Below are 18619 nucleotides of genomic sequence, written 5' to 3' on the forward strand. Positions count from 1 at the left end.
AAATAGTTTCTTCACATCACTAAACGAAACGCGAATGTGATGAACATCCCACTTCAGGGCGTGCGCAGCGGGTCGATACCGCAGTGCCCCTTCCCGAGAGTGCTTCCCCATGAATGCGTCTGTCCGTGCTCCGCGCCTGCAGTCCAAGCTGCTCGGCGCGGTTTCCGTTGGTCTGGCCGTGGTCCTGCTGTGTGCTCTGGCCGGCCTCGCCTCCGCCTGGTTGAAACTGTCCACCGAGGTTCCGCCCGAAGTCGCCCACAGCCGCGACGCCGAGCGCCTGCAGCGCGAGTTCCGCGGGCAGGTGCAGGAATGGAAGAACGTACTGCTGCGCGGTCACGACGACGCACTGCGCCAGCGCCACCTGGAGGCGTTCGACAGCGAGGGCCGTCTGGTGGAGCAGCTGGCCAAGGGCCTGGTCAGCAGCCCGGATGCACGCACGCGCGAACTGGCTCAGGCGTTCATCGGCCTGCACGCGCGGCTGCAGCAGGACTATCACGCGGCGCTGCAGGCGTTCGCCGAGGCCAGCTACGATCCCGCCGCCGGCGACAACCTCGTGCGCGGCAAGGACCGCCCGGTGGCAACCGCGCTGGATGCGTTGAGTACGCACGCCACGCAGGTGGCCGAAGCGGCGGTAGCAGCCCGTTCGCAGCAAGCGCGGCAGACGCTGCTGCTGTGCGCGGCGCTGACCGTGCTGGCCGCCGTGCTGCTGCTGATCGGCCTGGGCTGGTGGCTGCGGCGTGCGGTGGTGCAGCCGGTGCTGGCGGTGGAAGCCGCCGCGCGCGCAGTGGCTGCCGGCGATCTGCAGCATGTTGTGCAGGTGCGCAGCCGCGATGAGATCGGTCGGCTCGCGCAGGCCATGCAGGCCGTGCAGTCCACGCTGCGCGGTGTGCTCGATGCACAGGCCACGATGGCACAGGCGCATGAAGCCGGCACCATCAGCCACCGCATGGATGCCAGTGCCTTCCCCGGCGCATTCGGCACGATGGTGGCCGACAGCAACGCGCTGGTCGATGCGCACATCCAGGTAAAGCTGCGCGCGATTGCGATCATGGGCCGTTACGCGATCGGTGACCTCAGCCAGGACATGGAACGCCTGCCCGGCGAGAAGGCAGTGATCACCGACGCACTGGATACCGCCAAGGTTAATCTCGGCATGATCAATGGCGAGATCCGCCGCCTGGCCGAAGCCGCTGCCGCCGGTGACTTTAGCCAGCGCGGCGACAGCGCAGGCTTCGAGCACGATTTCCGCGCGATGGTCGATGGCCTGAACCGGTTGATGCAGACCACCGAGCAGAACCTCGGCGAGGTCTCCAGCATGCTGCGTGCGATCGCCGATGGTCGCCTCGGCGCGCGCATGCACGGCGATTTCCAGGGCGTGTTCGCACGCATCGCCGGCGATGCCAACACCACTGCCGCGCAGCTGGCCACCATCGTCACCGACATCAAGCACGCCTCGGGCAACATCCACACTGCGGCTGCAGAGATCGCCGCCGGCAACAACGATCTGTCGCGTCGTACCGAGCAGCAGGCGGCCAATCTGGAAGAGACCGCCGCGTCGATGGAGGAACTGACCTCCACCGTGCGCCAGAACGCCGAGCATGCACGCCAGGCCAACCAGCTGGCGATCGGCGCGCATACCGTTGCCTCTCACGGCGGCAGCGTGGTCGGCCAGGTGGTGACGACGATGGGCGCGATCGAAACCTCGTCGCGGCAGATCGCCGAGATCATCAGCGTGATCGATGGCATAGCGTTCCAGACCAACATCCTGGCATTGAACGCTGCGGTGGAAGCGGCGCGTGCCGGCGAACAGGGTCGCGGCTTCGCGGTGGTCGCCAGTGAAGTACGCACGCTGGCGCAGCGCTCGGCCGCTGCCGCGAAGGAGATCAAGGCGTTGATCGAAGCGTCGGTGGAACAGGTCGGGCACGGTGCACAGCGCGTGCGCGAGGCCGGTGACACCATGGCCGAGATCGTGGCGTCGGTGCAGCGTGTGACCGACATCATGGCCGAGATTTCCGCTGCCTCGCAGGAGCAGAGCGCGGGCATTGAACAGGTCAGCCAGACGGTGATCCAGATGGATGGCACCACCCAGCAGAACGCCGCGCTGGTGGAGGAAGCCAGCGCTGCGGCACGCAGCCTGGAACAACAGGCGAACCGGTTGATCGACGCGGTGGATGTGTTCGATCTGTCGACTACGGCGGCAGCGAAGGACGCGTTGGCGCGCGCGGCCTGAGGGATCCGGTTGCCGGCCAGCGGCCGGCACTACCCGTGCGATGAGCGGTAGTGCCGGCCGCTGGCCGGCAACCCACCACGACTTCAGCGCACGTAATCACTCTGCGCCATCGCGTCGGCCAGGTAATCCACGAACGAGCTGATCCGCGACGACACGGCGGTGTTGCGGTAGTACACCGCATGGATCGGCTGGTACACATCCAGCGTCTGCGCCGCCAGCACCTGCACCAGGGTGCCGGCGCTGCGGTCACGATCGGTGACGAAGTCGGACAGGCAGGTGATGCCCACACCTTCCACCGCCAGCCGGCGCAACGTCTCGCCACTGGACACGGCGATATCCGGCCGCACCAGCAGCAGCCCATCCGATTCTCCGGGCAGCGGCCAACGGTTGAGTGATTCCGGCTCGTTGAAGCTGAGCAGCGTGTGCTGGCCCAGCGCGGCGACGCTGGCCGGTTCGCCGTGCCTGGCCAGGTAGGCCGGGCTGGCCACCAGCCGCAGCTGGCAGCGGCCCAGCAGCCGCGCATGCAGGGTGGAGTCGGCCAGCGGGCCGATCCGGATCGCCAGATCGGTGCGCCGTTCGAGCAGGTCGATGTAGCGGTCGGAACTGTTCAACTCCAGCTGCACTTCCGGGTAACGCGCGCGATAGCCGGCCACCAGCGGCGCGATCACGTGCAGCACGAACGGCATCGCCGCATCCACGCGCAGGCGCCCCGCCGGGCGCTCGCGGCGCGCCGCCATCTGTTCCTCGGCCGATTCCACCGCATCGACGATCGCGCGCGCATGGCGCAGGAACGCCTCGCCCTCGGCGGTCAGGTGCAGGCGGCGGGTGGTACGGGTCAGCAGGGTGATCCCCAACTTGTCCTCCAGCCGCCCCAGGGCGCGGCTCACGCCCGAGGGCGTCTGCCCCAGCTGCTCGGCGGCGGCACTGATCGAGCCGCTGTCGATCACCGAAAGGAACGCCTGCATTTCATCGAGAGTGGTCTTCATGTCCCTATTATTGACTGCACGGCAATAGTGATTGGCGTGAAGACCGGTTTTTCGGCAAAGGTCGGCGGCGCAGACTGCGCAGCCTCTTCCTCCTGCTGGACCCTGTCATGACCCGTGGCATTCCCCTCGCCCTGCTGGCGTTGACCCTCGGTGCCTTCGCCATCGGCACCACCGAATTCGTCATCGTCGGCCTGATCCCGACCATCGCCGGCGACCTGCAGGTCAGCCTGCCCTCGGCCGGCCTGCTGGTCTCGCTGTACGCGCTGGGTGTGGCCATCGGTGCGCCGGTGCTGACTGCGCTGACCGGACGCGTACCGCGCAAGCAACTGCTGGTGGCACTGATGGTGTTGTTCACGCTCGGCAATGTCGTCGCCTGGATGGCACCCGGCTATACCTCGCTGATCATCGCCCGCATCCTGACCGGCCTGGCGCACGGCGTGTTCTTCTCGATCGGCGCGATCATCGCCACCGCCGTGGTACCGAAGGAGAAGGCAGCCAGCGCGATCGCCATCATGTTCACCGGCCTGACCGTGGCACTGGTGACCGGCGTGCCGCTGGGCACCTTCATCGGCCAGCATCTGGGCTGGCGCGCGACCTTCCTGGCGGTGGCCGGCCTCGGCGTGGTCGCCCTTATCGGCGCGCTGTTGTTCGTTCCGCGCAACCTGCCGCAGAGTGCGCCGGCCAGCCTTCGCCAACAGCTGGCCGTGCTCGGCCAGCCACGCCTGCTGCTGGTCTATGCGATGACCGCGCTGGGCTACGGTGGCACCTTCCTGGCCTTCACCTATCTGGCGCCGATCCTGCAGGACGTCACCGGCCTTCCGGCCAACGCCGTGAGCCTGGTGCTGCTGGTGTACGGCGTGTCGGTGGCGATCGGCAACCTGTGGGGCGGGCGCATGGCCGACCGCTTGGGTCCAGTGCCCGCGCTGAAGCGCATCTTCGGACTGCTGGCATTGGTGTTGTTCGTCCTCACGTTCACTGCCTACAACACCTGGTTGATGCTGCTGACGGTGCTGGCGCTGGGCGCGGTAGCGTTCGGCAACGTGCCCGGCCTGCAGGTCTACGTGGTCAAGCAGGCGCAGCGCTATGCGCCGCAGGCGGCCGACGTGGCCTCGGGCCTGAACATCGCCGCGTTCAACGTCGGCATCGCGATGGGCGCCTCGCTGGGCGGCCTGGTGGTGGAGCACATCGGCCTGATGCATACGCCCTGGCTGGGCGCGCTGGTGGTCGTACTGGCCTACGCGCTGACCGTGCTCAGTGGCCGCCTCGACCGCCGCGATGGCGTCAACCACCGCGCCGACGGTATTGCCGCCACCGCGCATTGATCCATGCAATGCACCGTTGCCGGCATGCATACGGTGCCTGTCCTACCCTCTTCCCTCTGCTACTCCCTTCCCCCCGTTGGAGCTTCCCATGACTGTCCCCGCTTTCGGTCTCGGCACCTTCCGCCTCAAAGACCAGACCGTGATCGACTCGGTGCGCAATGCGCTGGAGGTCGGTTACCGCGCCATTGATACCGCGCAGATCTACGGCAACGAAGCCGAAGTCGGCCAGGCCATCGCCGAGTCCGGCGTGCCGCGTGATGATCTGTACCTGACCACCAAGGTGTGGATCACCGAGTTCAAGCGCGATGCGCTGCTGGCCAGCCTGCGCATCAGCCTGGAGAAGCTGCGCACTGACCGCGTCGACCTGGCGCTGATCCACTGGCCGTCACCGAATGACAAGGTCGATGTGCCGATGGAGGAATACCTGCCAGCACTGGCCGAGGCCAAGGCGCAGGGGCTGACCAAGGCGATCGGCATCTCCAATTTCACCATCGCGCAGACCCGCAAGGCGATCGAGATCCTCGGTGCCGAAGCCATCGCCACCAACCAGATCGAGATCCACCCGTACCTGCAGAACCGCCTGCTGGTGAAGTTCCTGCAGGACAACGGCATCCACATCACCGCCTACATGAGCCTGGCTTATGGCGAAGTGCTGAAGGACCCGGTGATCCAGGCCATTGCCGGCCGTCACCAGGCCACCCCGGCGCAGGTTGCGCTGGCCTGGGCGCTGCAGCAGGGCTTCTCGGTGATCCCGTCGTCGACCAAGCGCGAAAACCTGGCAGCCAACCTGGAAGCAGCGGCCGTGCGACTGACCGACGAAGACATGGCACAGATCGCCAAGCTGGATCGTGGCCATCGCCTGGCGAATCCGGAAGGGATTGCCCCGGCCTGGGATTGAGGCCAACCGCGGTTACGGATTGGAATCGGTAGGTGCCGACCTTGGTCGGCACTGACCTCTGATCGATCATTGAAACACCGTGCGGACCAAGGTCCGCACCCACCAGAAGCGGCTTTGGTCTACTCCTGTAGCAACCACTCGCGCATCGATGCACTCACTTCATCTGGTTTCTCCATCGGTGCCAGGTGCCCGCAATCGGGCACCACCACCAGCTGCGAGTGCGGCACCATCGCATGCATCTCTTCGCTCACTACCAGCGGCGTGATGCGGTCATTCGCACCGCAGAGGATCAGCAGCGGATCGCGGTACCCGGCCAGCACATCGTGGCCATCACGGCGTTCCAGCGCACTCTGGCGCAGGAAGACTTCCGCGCCCATGCGGGCGGTCATATCACGCACACGCTGCACCAGCACGTAGTCGTCCAGCCGCGAGGCGTCGATGTAGCTGCGCATCAGCGCGTCACCGAAGCCGTGGAACTTCCCCGGCAGGCGCACGCTGGCACGTTGGCTGCGGCGCTGCTCGGCACGTTCCGGTGAATCGGCGTGGATCGAGGTGTCGATCAGCGCCAGCTGCAGCACACGTTCCGGAGCGATGCGCAGGACCTGCTGGGCGACGAAACCGCCCAGCGAGAAACCGGCCAGCGCAAAGCGCTCGGGCGCTTGCGCCAACACGTCCTCGGCCACTGCCTGCAGGGTTTCACCACGGGTCTGGTCGCCCACCGTGCATTCGGCGATGTCGGCCAAGTCGGCCAACTGCGCGCGCCACAGCTCGGCATCGTTGAGCAGGCCGGGTAGCAGCAACAGGGGGATACGGTCGGTCATGGGGGTATTGTCGCGCCATCACGGTGACGGAGCCATGCCAGCGACCGCGCATGACATCAAGATGGCTGGCGGCCTCATGCAGAAACAGAATCCGAGGCCGGCGGTAGAGGGCACGGGCCAGAATCACTCGCTGTTTCTGACCGCCTGAAAGCGAGTTGCCCATGTCTCCGATAAGACCGTGATAACCCATCGGCAGCCCCGTGATATCGTCGTGCACGGCTGCCATCCGAGCAGCTTCCTCGATGCGCTGTTCATCGAAGGCGCTATCGAAGCCGCTGATGTTGTCGGCAATGCTTCCGGCAAACAACTGGTCATCCGGGATCGCATTAAGCTCGCTGACCCGGGCGAACAGCCGCATCGAATCAATCTCGTTCAGCGCTTACTACATGCGCGGATCGCTCAATGCACATCACTGCTGCAGCAGGTGGGTCCATCTCGTAAAGGAGAATCTCGAGCCGGGTCTGCTTGCGCTTGCCCAGACCCTGCGTATCGCCAAATGTCAGCTGCATGGATGGCTTCTCAACGTGTGCCTCTATTGTCTCTCAGGCCGCCGGCCAGCGGACAGCACTACCGAAGTAGTTGTTCAGAGCATCCGTAGATGCAGGTCATGAGGACGGCAAATATCGCTCAGCCATCAGCGACCAATGGACTAGGAATAGATCATTCTATAGATAAGAAACGTCAGTCATCCCTCTCGACCTGCACATCGACCTTATCCCGAAGAATAACTGAAATTAAAGACAATAGCAGAGCTGGGAGCCCCAAAAGCAGCACGAACGACAAAGGCGCACCGAACGACCATAGAGCGGCAGAAAATACGGCAGCCGAAATCCCAAGCAGCAGGAACGAGCACTTAATTTTCCCTATTGACAGGTAACTTGCCGTCGAACACAGCAGCGAAAATGCGGCAACAAAAACTCCGACCTCCTGAGGAACCTGCAAAGGCTCAGCACCTCGAAGCGCCGCCACCAGCATCAGCGCTGAGGCAGACGCCATTGCTACCAGGGAAATGAAATAGAACCTGCCATGCCGCCCATCAAATCCATCAGTAATCTTCATATCGACCCTCAAAGGATCGCAGGGCGAAAGCGCCGCGATCCAGCTAATGATTTACCAGAGCTAAGGATGTTCTGAACAGCTCCCTGCGAACTTTGCAGCAGTGCCCGCCACAGATTTCCGCTTTGGGGGACACTACTAAGTCGCATAGTGGAATACATCATACGACTGACATTTGGGGATGCGCAGGGCCTGGGCAAGCGCAAGCAGACCCGGCTCGAGATTCTCCTTTACGAGATGGACCCACCTGCTGCTGCAGTGATATGCGTTTGAGCGATCCGGGCGTGTAGCAAGCGCTGCACGAGATTGATTCGATGCGGCTGTTCGAACGGCTCACCAGTCTTTCTCAGGTCAAGATACCCTGCATGACTCGCGCGGACTCCATGCCAAGCGTCGAGAAGAGTCATGACGATTGCTCTGGTCCATCAACTGCCGCATTGAAACCAGTACGGACTTGGCGTCCTTTCAGGAATCAGCCGCAGGAGCAGCTCAAGCGGCATCCTTGCAAAGTGATCATTTCGACGCGTGCTCTTCCCGAATCCGCTCGCGCCTGACTTCGGCACGCCTCGCTATCACAATGACAACCGCTCCTATGAACAAGAACGGCAAGATCCGACCGCCTGCAGTTGCCGCCACCATAGCTAGGCAGCACATGCAGCTGGTGAAGGTCTTTTCGTTGATACCTTGGATCCTCACAAATTTCCTCGTGCCTGCAACATCGGGAAACATCTTCTTTCAATAAGGTCACGGAGGGCCGCCGCCACACAGTGGCGCAATGGTAGCGTTGCTTCTTCGCTGAGTTGAAGAGCGAAATGCGTCAGTAGCCGCTTCTTTCCTTCTGGTGATTCAGTCACTCCTACGCAAGAGACACAGCAGGCACCCGGTACGCCGACATGCGTGGACCACTCGGACATCACTGGCGCAGGGTACAAGCCATCGTTGTAGTCTGTATTCAATCGTCAGAACGACTGACAGCAGCGCAATCATCAGCATGAGCTTGCTTTACGACGCCACCGACGTGATGATCGGGCTGACCGAGGTGCTGTGCTATGGCACGGGGGTGGTGGTGGAACCGATGCGGTGAGACCGGTGCATCGCCCAGCGCGGATCACGCCGCCGGCGGCACTTCGGGCACCTCAACCTGCTGCACCGGCAGGGTCACCATCATCACCGTCGGGTCGTCCGGATCGAGTTTGGTCTTGAAGCCCAGGCTCTGGCACATCGCCAGCATGGTGCTGTTCTCGCGCAGCACCTGGCCTTCGACCACGTCCAGGCCCAGCCACTTGGCGTACTCGATCATGATCGCCATCAGGCGCCAGCCGATGCCGTGGCCTTTCAGGTCCGAGCGGATCAGGATGCCGTACTCGCCGCGGTGGTAGTCGGCGTCGGCATGCAGCCGCACCGCGCCCAGCATTTCGCCGCTGCGCGGTTCGATCGCCACCAGCGCGATCGAGCGTGCGTAGTCGAGCTGGGTCAGGCGCGCGATGAACTCGTGGCTGAAGTGCTTCACCGACTGGAAGAAACGCAGGCGCAGGTCCTCGTCGCTGACGCGGGCGAAGAACGCACGGAACAGCGCATCGTCTTCCGGCCGCACTGGGCGCACGAAGGCACGGCCACCGTCTGACAGCTCGATGGTGCGCTCCCACTCCTTCGGGTACGGGAACACCGAGAAGCGCGGATGGCCACGGCCCTTGTGCAGGATGCGCGACGGCGCCACCGCCACGCGTGCGTCGAGGGCGAGGATGCCCTTGCTGTCGACCAGCAGCGGGTTGATGTCCAGCGTACGCACTTCGGGGATGTCGGCGGCCAGCTGCGCCAGCTTCACCAGCGCCAGCGCCAGTGCGCGCTCGTCGGCGGCGGGCACATCACCATAGGCCTTGAGGATGCGCGAGGCGCGGGTCTGGCCGATCAGTTCATGGGCCAGGCGCAGGTCCAATGGCGGCAGCGCCAGTGCCTTGTCGTTGATCACTTCGACCGCGGTACCACCACGGCCGACCACGATCACCGGGCCGAACGTCGCGTCATCAGCGATACCGACGATGATCTCGCGTGCCTTCGGGCGAACGATGGTCGGCTGCACCAGCAGGCCGTCGATGCGGGCGTCGGGACGCAGTTGGCGCGCGCGCGACAGGATCGTATGGGCGGCACTCTGCACCGCCGGCAGCGTCGCCAGGTTCAGGCGCACACCATCCACTTCGGACTTGTGCGGAATATCCGGCGACAGAATCTTCAGTGCGACCGTGGCACCGCGTTCCAGCAGCGGCTGCGCCAGGTCCATCGCCTCGTGCGCATCGCGTGCATGTATCACCGGCGCGGAAGGAATGCCGTAGGCCTTCAGCAGTTCATGCGTGGCCAGCGGGTCCAGCCACTGCTGGCCGTTGGCCAGCGCGGCATCAACCAGCGCGCGTGCGGCCGCCGCATCCACGCTGAAGTCCTGCGGCAGGCTGGGCGGTGTTTCCATCAGCGCGTTCTGCGCTTCGCGGTAACGCACCAGATGCTGGAAGCCACGTACTGCCTCCGCCTCGGTCGGATAGGTCGGCACCCGCGCCGCGTTGAGCGTGGCGGTTGCCTGGTCATCGTTGCCCAGCCACACAGCGAACACCGGCTTGTCGCGGTGTTGGCGCGGGCGCAGGCCCAGCGTGCGGGTCAGTGCTTGTGCGGCGTCGGCCGACGAGGTGAATGCGGTCGGCACATTGACCACCATCACCGCGTCGTTCTCGTTGTCGGCCAGCAGCGCTTCGATGGCCGCGGCATAGCGATCACCATCCGCGTCAACCACGATGTCGACCGGATTGCTGCGCGACCAGCCCTGCGGCAGCACCGCGTCGAGTTTCTCCACCGTGCTGTCAGACAGGTTGGCCAGCGTGCCACGCAATGCGATCAGCTGGTCCACGGCAAGGCGCCCAACGCCGCCACCGTTGCTGAGGATGGCCAAGCGGCGGCCCGGGAACGTCCCCAGCCGTCCCAGCGACTCGGCGGCGGTGAACAGCTCATCCAGCGCGCTCACGCGCAGCAGGCCGGCACGGTTGAACGCCGCTCCGTAGACATCGTCGGCACGGGCCAGCGCCTGCACATGGGTATCGCGGCTGCCCGGCTGCACACGCTCGGCGCGGCCGGACTTCACCACCACCACCGGCTTGGCACGAGCGGCGGCACGCGCAGCCGACATGAACTTGCGCGCGTCCTTGATCTGCTCCACGTAGAGCAGGATGGCGCGGGTACGGTAGTCGGTGGCGAAGTAATCGAGCAGGTCGCCGAAATCCACATCCAGTGTGTCGCCCAGCGAAACAACGGCGGAGAAGCCGACCGAACGCGCCACGCCCCATTCCACCAGCGCGGCGGCAATGGCCGAGGACTCGGAGATCAGGGCGAGGTCGCCGGCCTGCGGGAAATGCGCGGCGATGCTGGCATTGAGCCGTGCATGCGGTGCGATCACGCCCAGGCAGTGCGGGCCAAGGATGCGCAGGCCATGCTTGCGCGCGACCGCTTCAACCTGCGCCGACAACGAGCCCGGGCCTTCGCCGAGGTGCGCGGTCAGGATGATCGCCGACTGCACGCCGCGCTCGGCGGCGGTGCGTATCACCTGCGGCACGATCGCCGCCGGGGCGGTGATCACCACCAGCTCGGGCACCCAGTCCAGGTCCTTCAACCGCTTGACCGTGCGGATGCCATCGATCTCGGCGTGCCGCGGGTTGATCCACGCCACCTTGCCGGGGAAGCCGGTGCCGCGCAGGTTGCGCATCACCGCGCGGCCGGCAGAGCGCTCACGCGGGCTGCCGCCGATCACCGCGACCGACTGCGGACGGAACACAGACTGCAGGTGGTAGGTACTCATGCGCCTACGGTAACCAAAAAAGGGGACGGAGGGGATTAAGTCGTTTGTGCCACAAACGACTTAATCCCCTCCGTCCCCTTTTTGTTACAGCAGCGTGCCGTGCAGGATCATCGCGGCGATGCTGAAATAGATCACCAGCCCGGTCACGTCCACCAGGGTGGCCACGAACGGGGCCGAGGCGCTTGCGGGATCGAAGCCCAGCCGCTTGAGGATGAAGGGCAGCATCGAGCCGGACAGCGAACCGAAGGTAACGATGCCGACCAGCGCGGCACCGATGGTGATCGCCAGCAGGATCCAGTGCTCGCCGTAGTCGTGCAGGCCACCCAGCTGCCAGATGACGATGCGTACGATGGCCAGGCAACCGAGGATGGCGCCGAGCACCATGCCGGTGGGCACTTCGCGCAGGGCCACCTTCCACCAGTCGCGCAGGCGCAGTTCGCGCAGCGCCAGGCTGCGGATCAGCAGCGAGGTGGCCTGCGAGCCGGAGTTGCCGCCCGAACTCATGATCAGCGGAATGAACAGGGTCAGCACCACCGCGCGCGCCAGTTCATCCTCGTAGTGCTGCATCGCGCTGGCGGTCAGCATCTCACCCAGGAACAGCACGCTCAGCCAGCCGGCGCGCTTGCGCAGCATCTCGAAGAAGCCGATCTGCATGTACGGCTTGTCCAGTGCTTCCATGCCGCCGAACTTGTGCGCGTCTTCGGTGGACTCTTCGATCAGCGCATCGAGCACGTCGTCTACGGTGACGATGCCAAGCATCTGCTGCTGCGCGTCGACCACCGGAATCGCCAGCAGATCGTGGCGGCGGATCAGCCGCGCCACTTCCTCCTGGTCCATCAGCGCATCCACCGTCACCGGCGGATTGACCTGGGCCACGTCCAGGATCGACTCCTCGGGCAGGCCGGTGATCAGCCGGCGCATGGTCACCACCTGTTGCAGCTGCTGGCTGGCCGGGTCCAGCACGTATATCGCGTACACCGTCTCGCGGGTGCGCTCGACTTGGCGGATGTGCTGCAGTGTCTGCGCCACGGTCCAGCTGGCGGGTACCGCCACGTACTCGGTGGTCATCAGCGCGCCGGCGGTGTTCGGTGGGTAGCTGAGCAGCTTCTGGATGGCCTGGCGGGCATCGGTGCCGAGCAGCGGGATCAGCCGCGCGCGTTCTTCTTCGTCCAGCTCGTGGACGATGTCGGTGGCACGGTCGTCGGCCATCAGCCCCAGCAGCGCCGCGGCACGGGCCGGCGGCAGTGCCGCCACCAGCTCGCCACTGCGGTGCAGCTCCGGTGCTTCGAGCATCTTCACCGCACGCGGCAATGACAGCGCCGCCAGCGTTTCCGCGGCGCGCGTCAGTTCCAGCGTATTGAGGAATTCCACCGCGTCGGCGGTGTTGTAGTTCGCCAGGGGTGCGGCCAGTGCGGCGGCATCGGCCACCGGGCGCAGCAATTGCTTCTGGTTCATCGGATTGCCTTGTGGGGGTGCGACCTCGCGCAACGCCAACGCAGGCAAACCGTCCCGATGTCAGGCGGTGGCCATCACTGGCGTCGAACGAGGTCGACTTCTACTGTCGCTGGACATGGGTTGGGGACTCCGGGATGCGTGTGCTGGCAGACGCGCCGCCAGCGGCGGGCAGTCTGGACCCGGTGGCATTGCAGGTCAACCCGTGCCGCGCGGCGTGGCCCGGCCCCGCAGGTCGTTCTCGTGCCTGTACGGAGCGGCGCGCATAATGGAGGGGTGGCGCTCGCCACGCTTTTCCTACCCGAACGGACGCGCAGCGGCTTCCCGATGACCAGGTATTCCCATGCATAGCGGTGGTCTGGAACTGGCCCTGGTGCTGCTGCTGGCGGCGGTCATCGCCGTGCCGGTGTTCAAGAAATTCGGCTTCGGCGCGGTGCTGGGTTACCTGGCGGCCGGCGTGGTGCTGGGCCCGGACGGGTTGGGCTTCGTGCAGGACGCCGATCGCATTCTCGGCGCCGCCGAGATCGGCGTAGTGATGCTGCTGTTCGTCATCGGGCTGGAGCTATCGCCCGCACGCCTGAAGGTGATGCGGCGCTCGGTATTCGGTGCCGGTGCGGCGCAGGTGGCGCTGTCCGGGCTGGTGCTGGGCGGCCTGCTGCTGCTCGACCACTTCCAGTGGAAAAGCGCGCTGGTGGTGGGCGTGGCGCTGGCACTGTCATCCACTGCGGTGGGCCTGCAGCTGCTGTCAGAGCACAAGGCGATCAACAGCGACCACGGCCGCCTGGGCTTTGCCATCCTGCTGTTCCAGGACCTGATCGCGATTCCGCTGCTGGCGGCCATCCCGCTGCTGGGCGGGGTGAAGAACGAGACGCTGCGCTGGGAAGATGCGGCCGTGGCGCTGGGTGCGCTGGCGGTGGTGATCCTGTGCGGGCGGCCGGTGCTGCGCAGGGTGTTCGGCATCATCGCGCGCACCCGCAGCCCGGAAGTATTCACTGCCACTGCCCTGCTGGTGGTGCTGGGTACCGCCTGGTTCATGCAGGAGGCCGGTCTCAGCCCCAGCCTGGGCGCGTTCCTGGCTGGCGTACTGCTGTCCGATTCGGAGTTCCGGCATGAGCTGGAAGCGCAGATCGAGCCGTTCAAGGGCCTGCTGCTGGGCCTGTTCTTCATTGCAGTTGGCATGGGCATCGACCTGGACCGCATCGTTGCCGAGCCGTGGCTGATCGCCGCCGGCGTGGCGATCCTGCTGGTGGTCAAGTTCAGCCTGCTGTACGTGATCGGGCGCATCGCAAAGCTCAGTTCACGGCACTCGCTGCTGCTGGGCAGCGTGCTGTGGCTGGGCGGCGAGTTCGCCTTCGTGGTGTTCAACGAAGCGCAGCGCGCGCACCTGCTGGGCAACGCCAACCATGACCGTCTGGTGGCGATCGTCGGCCTGTCGATGGCGATCACGCCACTGCTGATGATCGCGCTCCTCAAGCTGCTCGGCCAGGAGAAGGCGGCGCCGCGCGAGGCGGCCGAGGCCGACAAGGTGGCGCCGGACAACCGGCCGAAGGTGCTGATTGCCGGCATGGGCCGCTTCGGCCAGGTCATCGCGCGCCTGTTGACCGCGCAGAAGGTGCCGTTCGTGGCACTGGAAGCGAACCCGGATACCGTGGCCGACCTGCGCCGCTTCGGCAACCAGCTGTATTACGGCGACCCGACCCGGCCGGAGATGCTGCGCGCAGCCGGCGGCGAACACATCGATGTGTTCGTGATCACCGTGGATGACCCGGAGACCAACCTGCGTGCGGTGCGCATGGTGCGCCGGCTGTATCCGGACGCAAAGGTGCTGGCGCGCGCACGTAACCGCCAGCACGCGTGGCGCCTGATGGACATGTCGGCCGAGCCGTTCCGCGAAGTGTTCGGCACCAGCCTGGAAATGAGCGGCCGCGTGCTGACCGCGCTGGGCGTGGCGGCGGACGTGGCTGAACGCCACGTGCAGCGCTTCCGCGAGCACGACGAACAGCTGCTGCGCGACCAGTACCTGGTGTACGACGACGAGGCCGCGGTGATCCAGACCTCGCGCGATGCGCGCAACGACCTGATGCACCTGTTTGAAGCCGACGCGGAAAGCGACGGCGACAAGGAGCGGTGACAGCCAGCCGGTGTGCCGACCAACGGTCGGCACCCACCCGATGGACGCGGGCCCGGTAGTGCTGGCCGCTGGCCGGCAGCCTCTGGATCCCGGAAGGTTTCATGGGGTTGCTGGCCAGCGGCCGGCACTACCCACTGCAGATTCCGGCAGCACGGTGTTGGGGTCAGAGCTCTTTCCGCTGGAAAGGGATCCGACCCCGGCCTGATCAGCCGTTGTCGCGCAGGAACCGCGCCATCGACGAGACGCCCGGCACGCGCGGTTCGAATTCGCCGGCCACGTCGATGAAGCCACGCATCACCGCGATCTCGCGCGGGCTGCGGTTGAGGCTGTCGCGTACTTCCGGATCGGCACCGGCACGCAACAGGCGCTGCACCAGCAGCGGCAGTCCATGCAGAGCGGCCAGGTGCAGCGGGCCGAAGCCACGCGGATCACGCACCTCCAGGCTCACTTCCTCGTCCAGCAGGCGCTCCACCGCGGCCATCACGACCTGCTCGTCGCACGCGGTACCCGGTTCGGCGCGTGCGCCCAGCAGCAGCAGCAGCGGCGTGACCGAGCCCGCCGCAGCCTGGTCCGGTTCGGCACCGGCCAGCAGCAGGGTGTCGAGCAGGGCCAGCAGGCGCGAGCGGTCGCGGGCACTGAAGCCGTACAGCGCCGCGCAATGCAGCGGGCCCAGCTGCTGCGCGTCACCGGCATGCACGTCGGCACCAGCGGTGAGCAGGCGCGCGACGATGTCCGGCAGGCCCAGCGCCGAGGCCAGCATCAGCACGGTCACCCCGCCCGGCAGGCGGTGTTCCAGCTTGGCGCCGGCGTCGAGCAGGGCCGAAACGATGTCCACCTGGCGCATGCTGACCGCAGCCGACAGCGGCGTCGCGCCACTGGCAGCGGCGTGCTGCGGATCGGCACCACGTGCCAGCAGCAGGTCGGTCACCGCCAGATGGCCACCACCGGCCGCACGCAGCAGCGCGGTGCAGCCCTGTGCATCGACCGCGTCGACGGCGAACCCAAGATCGATCAGGCGGCGCACCGCATCGACGTCACCGGCCATCGCAGCGGCCGGAAGGTCGGCCTCGCGCAGGGTGCGGCGCGGCAACGGCCACACCCGCCAGTCCAGCCAGTCGGCCAGATCACGACGACCGATCGACAGCGCCACGCCCAGCGGCGTCTGTCCGTCGGCCGCCCGTGCTTCCGGCGAGGCACCGTGCTGCACCAGCAGCTTCAGTGCGCCTTCGCGGGCCAGTGCGGTGGCCAGGTGCAAAGCGGTCATGCCGTGGCTGTCGCGCGCTTCGCGGTCGACCCCGGCTTTGAGCAGGGCCTGCTGCAGGCGCAGCCAGCCCAGACGCACCGCCAGCGACAACGGCGGATCGCCCGCCGGCGAAGCCGCGAACGGATCGGCGCCACGTTCCAGCAGTTCCAGCGCCAGCTGTTCCAAGCCACGGGCGGCCTGGTCGTGCTGCGCGCAGGCGGCAAGGAAGCGCGCCAGGCCACCGCGGCCGGCCGGTGACAGGCCACGCTGCAGCATCACCTGCAGCGCAGGCACTGCATCGATGCCGCGCGACAGCAGCGCGAACATCGGCGTATCGGAGCAGGCGTCGCGCACATAGGGATCCGCACCGTGGGCCAGCAGCCAATCGACCGCGGCCGGCTCCAGCGCCAGTTCGGGGTCGAGCAGCAGCCCGCCCAGCTCTTCCGGCTGGCACAGCTTGGCCAGCGCGGCCATGCCGTCGGTGTTGCCGAAGCCCAGCGCCTCGCGCAGCAGGGTCAACGGCGGACGGTCCGGCAGCAGGCCGCTGGCCGTGGCCGCTTCGCCGCGCTCGGCCAGACCATCGCTGACCGCCGCCGGCAACGGATAGGACGGATCCAGCAGCGCCACGATCGCCCAGCGGCCGGCTTCGGCGGCGTAGTCCACCGCACGGCGGCCGACCGGATCGGTGGCATCGGCGGCAATGCCCAGATCGACCAGGCGCTTGATCAGCAGCGGCGAGACATCCTCGGCCATGACGGCCAGCTGCACCGCATTGCGGCCTTCGCCGTCCACCGCGACCAGGTCGGGCTTGTGCGGCAGCAGATGTTCCATCACACCGGCGCGGCCGGCGCGGGCCGCTTCCAGCCACGGCGTGCGGCCGAGCGCGTCGCGCGCTTCCAGGTTGGCGCCAGCGCCCAGCAGCACGCCGATGATCTCGACGTGGCCGGCCAGTGCCGCCTCATGCAGCGCACTGCGGCGCTGGCGGTCACGGGCATCGGCCCGGGCCTTGTGCTTCAGCAGCAGCTGCACGCCGGCCGGATCATCGTCTTCGGTGGCGGCGGCGGCCAGCAGCACCGGCGTACCCTCGGCCGGTTCGCTGCGCGCACCGCGCTCCAGCAGGAAGCGGGCCAGGCGCCAGTTGCCGACCTGGCAGGCCACCGCAAGCGGCGACCATCCGTCACTGTTCAGCGCATCCACTTCGGCGGCGGCATCGCGCAGCAGCGCGGCCACGCCCGGGTCGGAACTGCGCGCGGCATGATGCAGCGGGGTGTTGCCATCGCTGTCGATGGCACGCGAATCGGCGCCGTTGGCGAGCAGGGTCATCACCGCTTCCGGGCGGCCGTGCCAGCTGTCACGGGTGGCGGCCAGCAGCGGGGTCATGCCCCGGTGCGGCGCGTTCACGTCGACGCCTCGGGCGATCAGTTCGCGCAGCAGGCGCAGGTCCGGCAGCACAGCGGCCAGCACCGCCAGGCTGCGCTGGTCGCGCCAGTTCGGGTCCGGCAGCGCATAGGGATCGGCGCCGGCCTGCAGCAGCTGCAGGCCACGGTCGATGCGGCCGTGGCGCGCGGCTTCATACAGCGCCGGAGTCAGCTCCTGCGGCGCCATCGCCTCAAGCGGCACGGTTTCGACCGCGGCGGAGAACATCGGTTCGTGCTCGCTGCTGGCCGTGGCCAACGGGCTCGCACGCAGTGACACCAACGGCGCCGGGGCCACCCGTTGCAACAACAGGTGCAGCAGCGGCGACAGCACCAGCACTGCCAGTGTGGCGGGCCAACGCGCGCTTTCCGGCAGCAGGTCCGGCCAGGCCGGCAGTACCACCAGTGCCGCCAGGGCAATCACCAGCGCGGCCACACCGAGGCCGCGCCAGGCGGTCAGGTCGCGCCCGGCCAGTGCCTGCCAATGCTGGGCCAGGCTGCCATCAAGCCGTTCAATGTCGTTCCACAACGGCCAGGTACGCCAGGCCGCCAGCAGGCCTGCACTGACCAGCACGCTCAGGCCCAGCACTGCGGCCAGGCTGCCACTGTCGCGCAGCGCCGCCAGCGGCCAGGCCAGCAGCAGCGCCAGCAGCAGCGGTGCGGCGGCCCACAGCGCCAACAGCGCGGGCAGGTCCTGCCGCGCGACCACCTTCAGTGGCAGCAGCGCGCGGCTGCGCCGCCACCAGGACACGCCCAGCGCGAACGCCGGTTGCGCCAGTGCGGCAAGGATGGCCCCCGGAATGCCGCCCACAGCGGCACCCAGCGCCAGCACGGCACCCACGGCAAAGGCGATCGACAGGACGCGTGGACGGGAGGCGTCAGTCATAGTGTCGCGGCATCAGGCTGGACACCGACGGCGGCACCTGCAGGTAGAAACCACGTTCGTTCATTTCGCTGCGGACCTTGTCCGGATCAGCCTGGGCCAGGCGGCGCCGGGCCTCCAGGGCCACGTCCAGGACGAAGGTGAGCGCCCCCAGCGAGGTGAGCAGCGGCGCGGGCAGCGCGCTGAAATCATCGCGTCGGGGGACGTAGACGTAGGTGTCTGGCTTGAGTTGGCTTTTATAGACGTAGGCGTGCATGTCCGCGGGACGATAACCCGGGAAGAGCCATGATTGTGTCGGAAAGCCGACACCGGGGAAAGCCGTCAGCCGACGATGGCGGCGTGATCGA

Annotated in this window: 11 protein-coding genes and 2 pseudogenes; 5 read left to right on the forward strand and 8 right to left on the reverse strand. The window is 66.7% G+C overall.

All coding sequences use genetic code 11. The annotated features are described in order from the left end of the window. Nucleotides 1-109 precede the first annotated feature (109 nt). Nucleotides 110-2230 carry a methyl-accepting chemotaxis protein gene (locus V9K93_RS08395; RefSeq protein WP_337302367.1) on the forward strand — a complete coding sequence of 707 codons (2121 nt, stop codon included), beginning with the start codon at nt 110-112 and terminating at the stop codon, nt 2228-2230. A gap of 83 nt (nt 2231-2313) precedes the next feature. Here the strand turns inward: V9K93_RS08395 and V9K93_RS08400 are convergent, their stop codons facing one another. Continuing rightward, nucleotides 2314-3216 carry a LysR substrate-binding domain-containing protein gene (locus V9K93_RS08400; RefSeq protein WP_337302368.1) on the reverse strand — a complete coding sequence of 301 codons (903 nt, stop codon included), beginning with the start codon at nt 3214-3216 and terminating at the stop codon, nt 2314-2316. 107 nt (nt 3217-3323) lie between these two features. Between V9K93_RS08400 and V9K93_RS08405 the strand changes: the two genes are divergently transcribed. Both V9K93_RS08405 and dkgB read left to right on the forward strand, forming a co-directional pair. After that, a complete protein-coding gene (locus tag V9K93_RS08405; protein ID WP_337302369.1) occupies nt 3324-4538 on the forward strand; it encodes an MFS transporter in 1215 nt (404 codons plus the stop codon). A gap of 88 nt (nt 4539-4626) precedes the next feature. Then, entirely contained in the window at nt 4627-5436 is an 810-nt protein-coding gene (gene dkgB / locus V9K93_RS08410) for a 2,5-didehydrogluconate reductase DkgB (protein WP_136639702.1), read from the forward strand. Between the two features lie 119 nt (nt 5437-5555). Here dkgB and V9K93_RS08415 read toward each other — a convergent pair whose 3' ends face one another. The 3 genes and pseudogenes from V9K93_RS08415 to V9K93_RS08425 form a co-directional block, all read right to left on the reverse strand. Then, entirely contained in the window at nt 5556-6257 is a 702-nt protein-coding gene (locus V9K93_RS08415; RefSeq protein WP_337302370.1) for an alpha/beta fold hydrolase, read from the reverse strand. Nucleotides 6258-6297: 40 nt separating this feature from the next. After that, nucleotides 6298-6573 (reverse strand): annotated as a pseudogene (locus V9K93_RS20795) (ATP-binding cassette domain-containing protein); the annotation flags it as partial. Between the two features lie 365 nt (nt 6574-6938). After that, nucleotides 6939-7316 carry a hypothetical protein gene (locus V9K93_RS08425; protein WP_295378172.1) on the reverse strand — a complete coding sequence of 126 codons (378 nt, stop codon included), beginning with the start codon at nt 7314-7316 and terminating at the stop codon, nt 6939-6941. A 973-nt stretch (nt 7317-8289) separates the two neighbouring features. Here V9K93_RS08425 and V9K93_RS08430 point away from each other — a divergent pair. Beyond that, nucleotides 8290-8397: pseudogene (locus V9K93_RS08430) on the forward strand (YbjQ family protein); the annotation flags it as partial. A gap of 24 nt (nt 8398-8421) precedes the next feature. Here V9K93_RS08430 and V9K93_RS08435 read toward each other — a convergent pair. Together V9K93_RS08435 and mgtE are read right to left on the reverse strand one after the other, a co-directional pair. Further along, complete coding sequence (locus V9K93_RS08435; RefSeq protein WP_337302371.1) at nt 8422-11148, reverse strand: bifunctional acetate--CoA ligase family protein/GNAT family N-acetyltransferase; 2727 nt, start codon at nt 11146-11148, stop codon at nt 8422-8424. Between the two features lie 84 nt (nt 11149-11232). Beyond that, nucleotides 11233-12603 carry a magnesium transporter gene (mgtE, locus tag V9K93_RS08440; RefSeq protein ID WP_136639698.1) on the reverse strand — a complete coding sequence of 457 codons (1371 nt, stop codon included), beginning with the start codon at nt 12601-12603 and terminating at the stop codon, nt 11233-11235. A 340-nt stretch (nt 12604-12943) separates the two neighbouring features. Between mgtE and V9K93_RS08445 the strand changes: the two genes are divergently transcribed. Beyond that, complete coding sequence (locus tag V9K93_RS08445; protein ID WP_046983490.1) at nt 12944-14731, forward strand: monovalent cation:proton antiporter-2 (CPA2) family protein; 1788 nt, start codon at nt 12944-12946, stop codon at nt 14729-14731. Between the two features lie 205 nt (nt 14732-14936). Here V9K93_RS08445 and V9K93_RS08450 read toward each other — a convergent pair whose 3' ends face one another. Continuing rightward, nucleotides 14937-18275 carry an ankyrin repeat domain-containing protein gene (locus V9K93_RS08450; RefSeq protein ID WP_337302372.1) on the reverse strand — a complete coding sequence of 1113 codons (3339 nt, stop codon included), beginning with the start codon at nt 18273-18275 and terminating at the stop codon, nt 14937-14939. Beyond that, nucleotides 18268-18528: a YcgL domain-containing protein gene (locus V9K93_RS08455; protein WP_012512459.1), complete on the reverse strand. Its 261-nt coding sequence runs from the start codon at nt 18526-18528 to the stop codon at nt 18268-18270. Before V9K93_RS08455 ends, V9K93_RS08450 begins: the two co-directional genes overlap by 8 nt. Between the last annotated feature and the right edge of the window lie 91 nt (nt 18529-18619).

It is taken from the genome of Stenotrophomonas sp. CCNWLW162 (assembly GCF_037203745.1).
Lineage (GTDB): Bacteria > Pseudomonadota > Gammaproteobacteria > Xanthomonadales > Xanthomonadaceae > Stenotrophomonas > Stenotrophomonas maltophilia_AQ.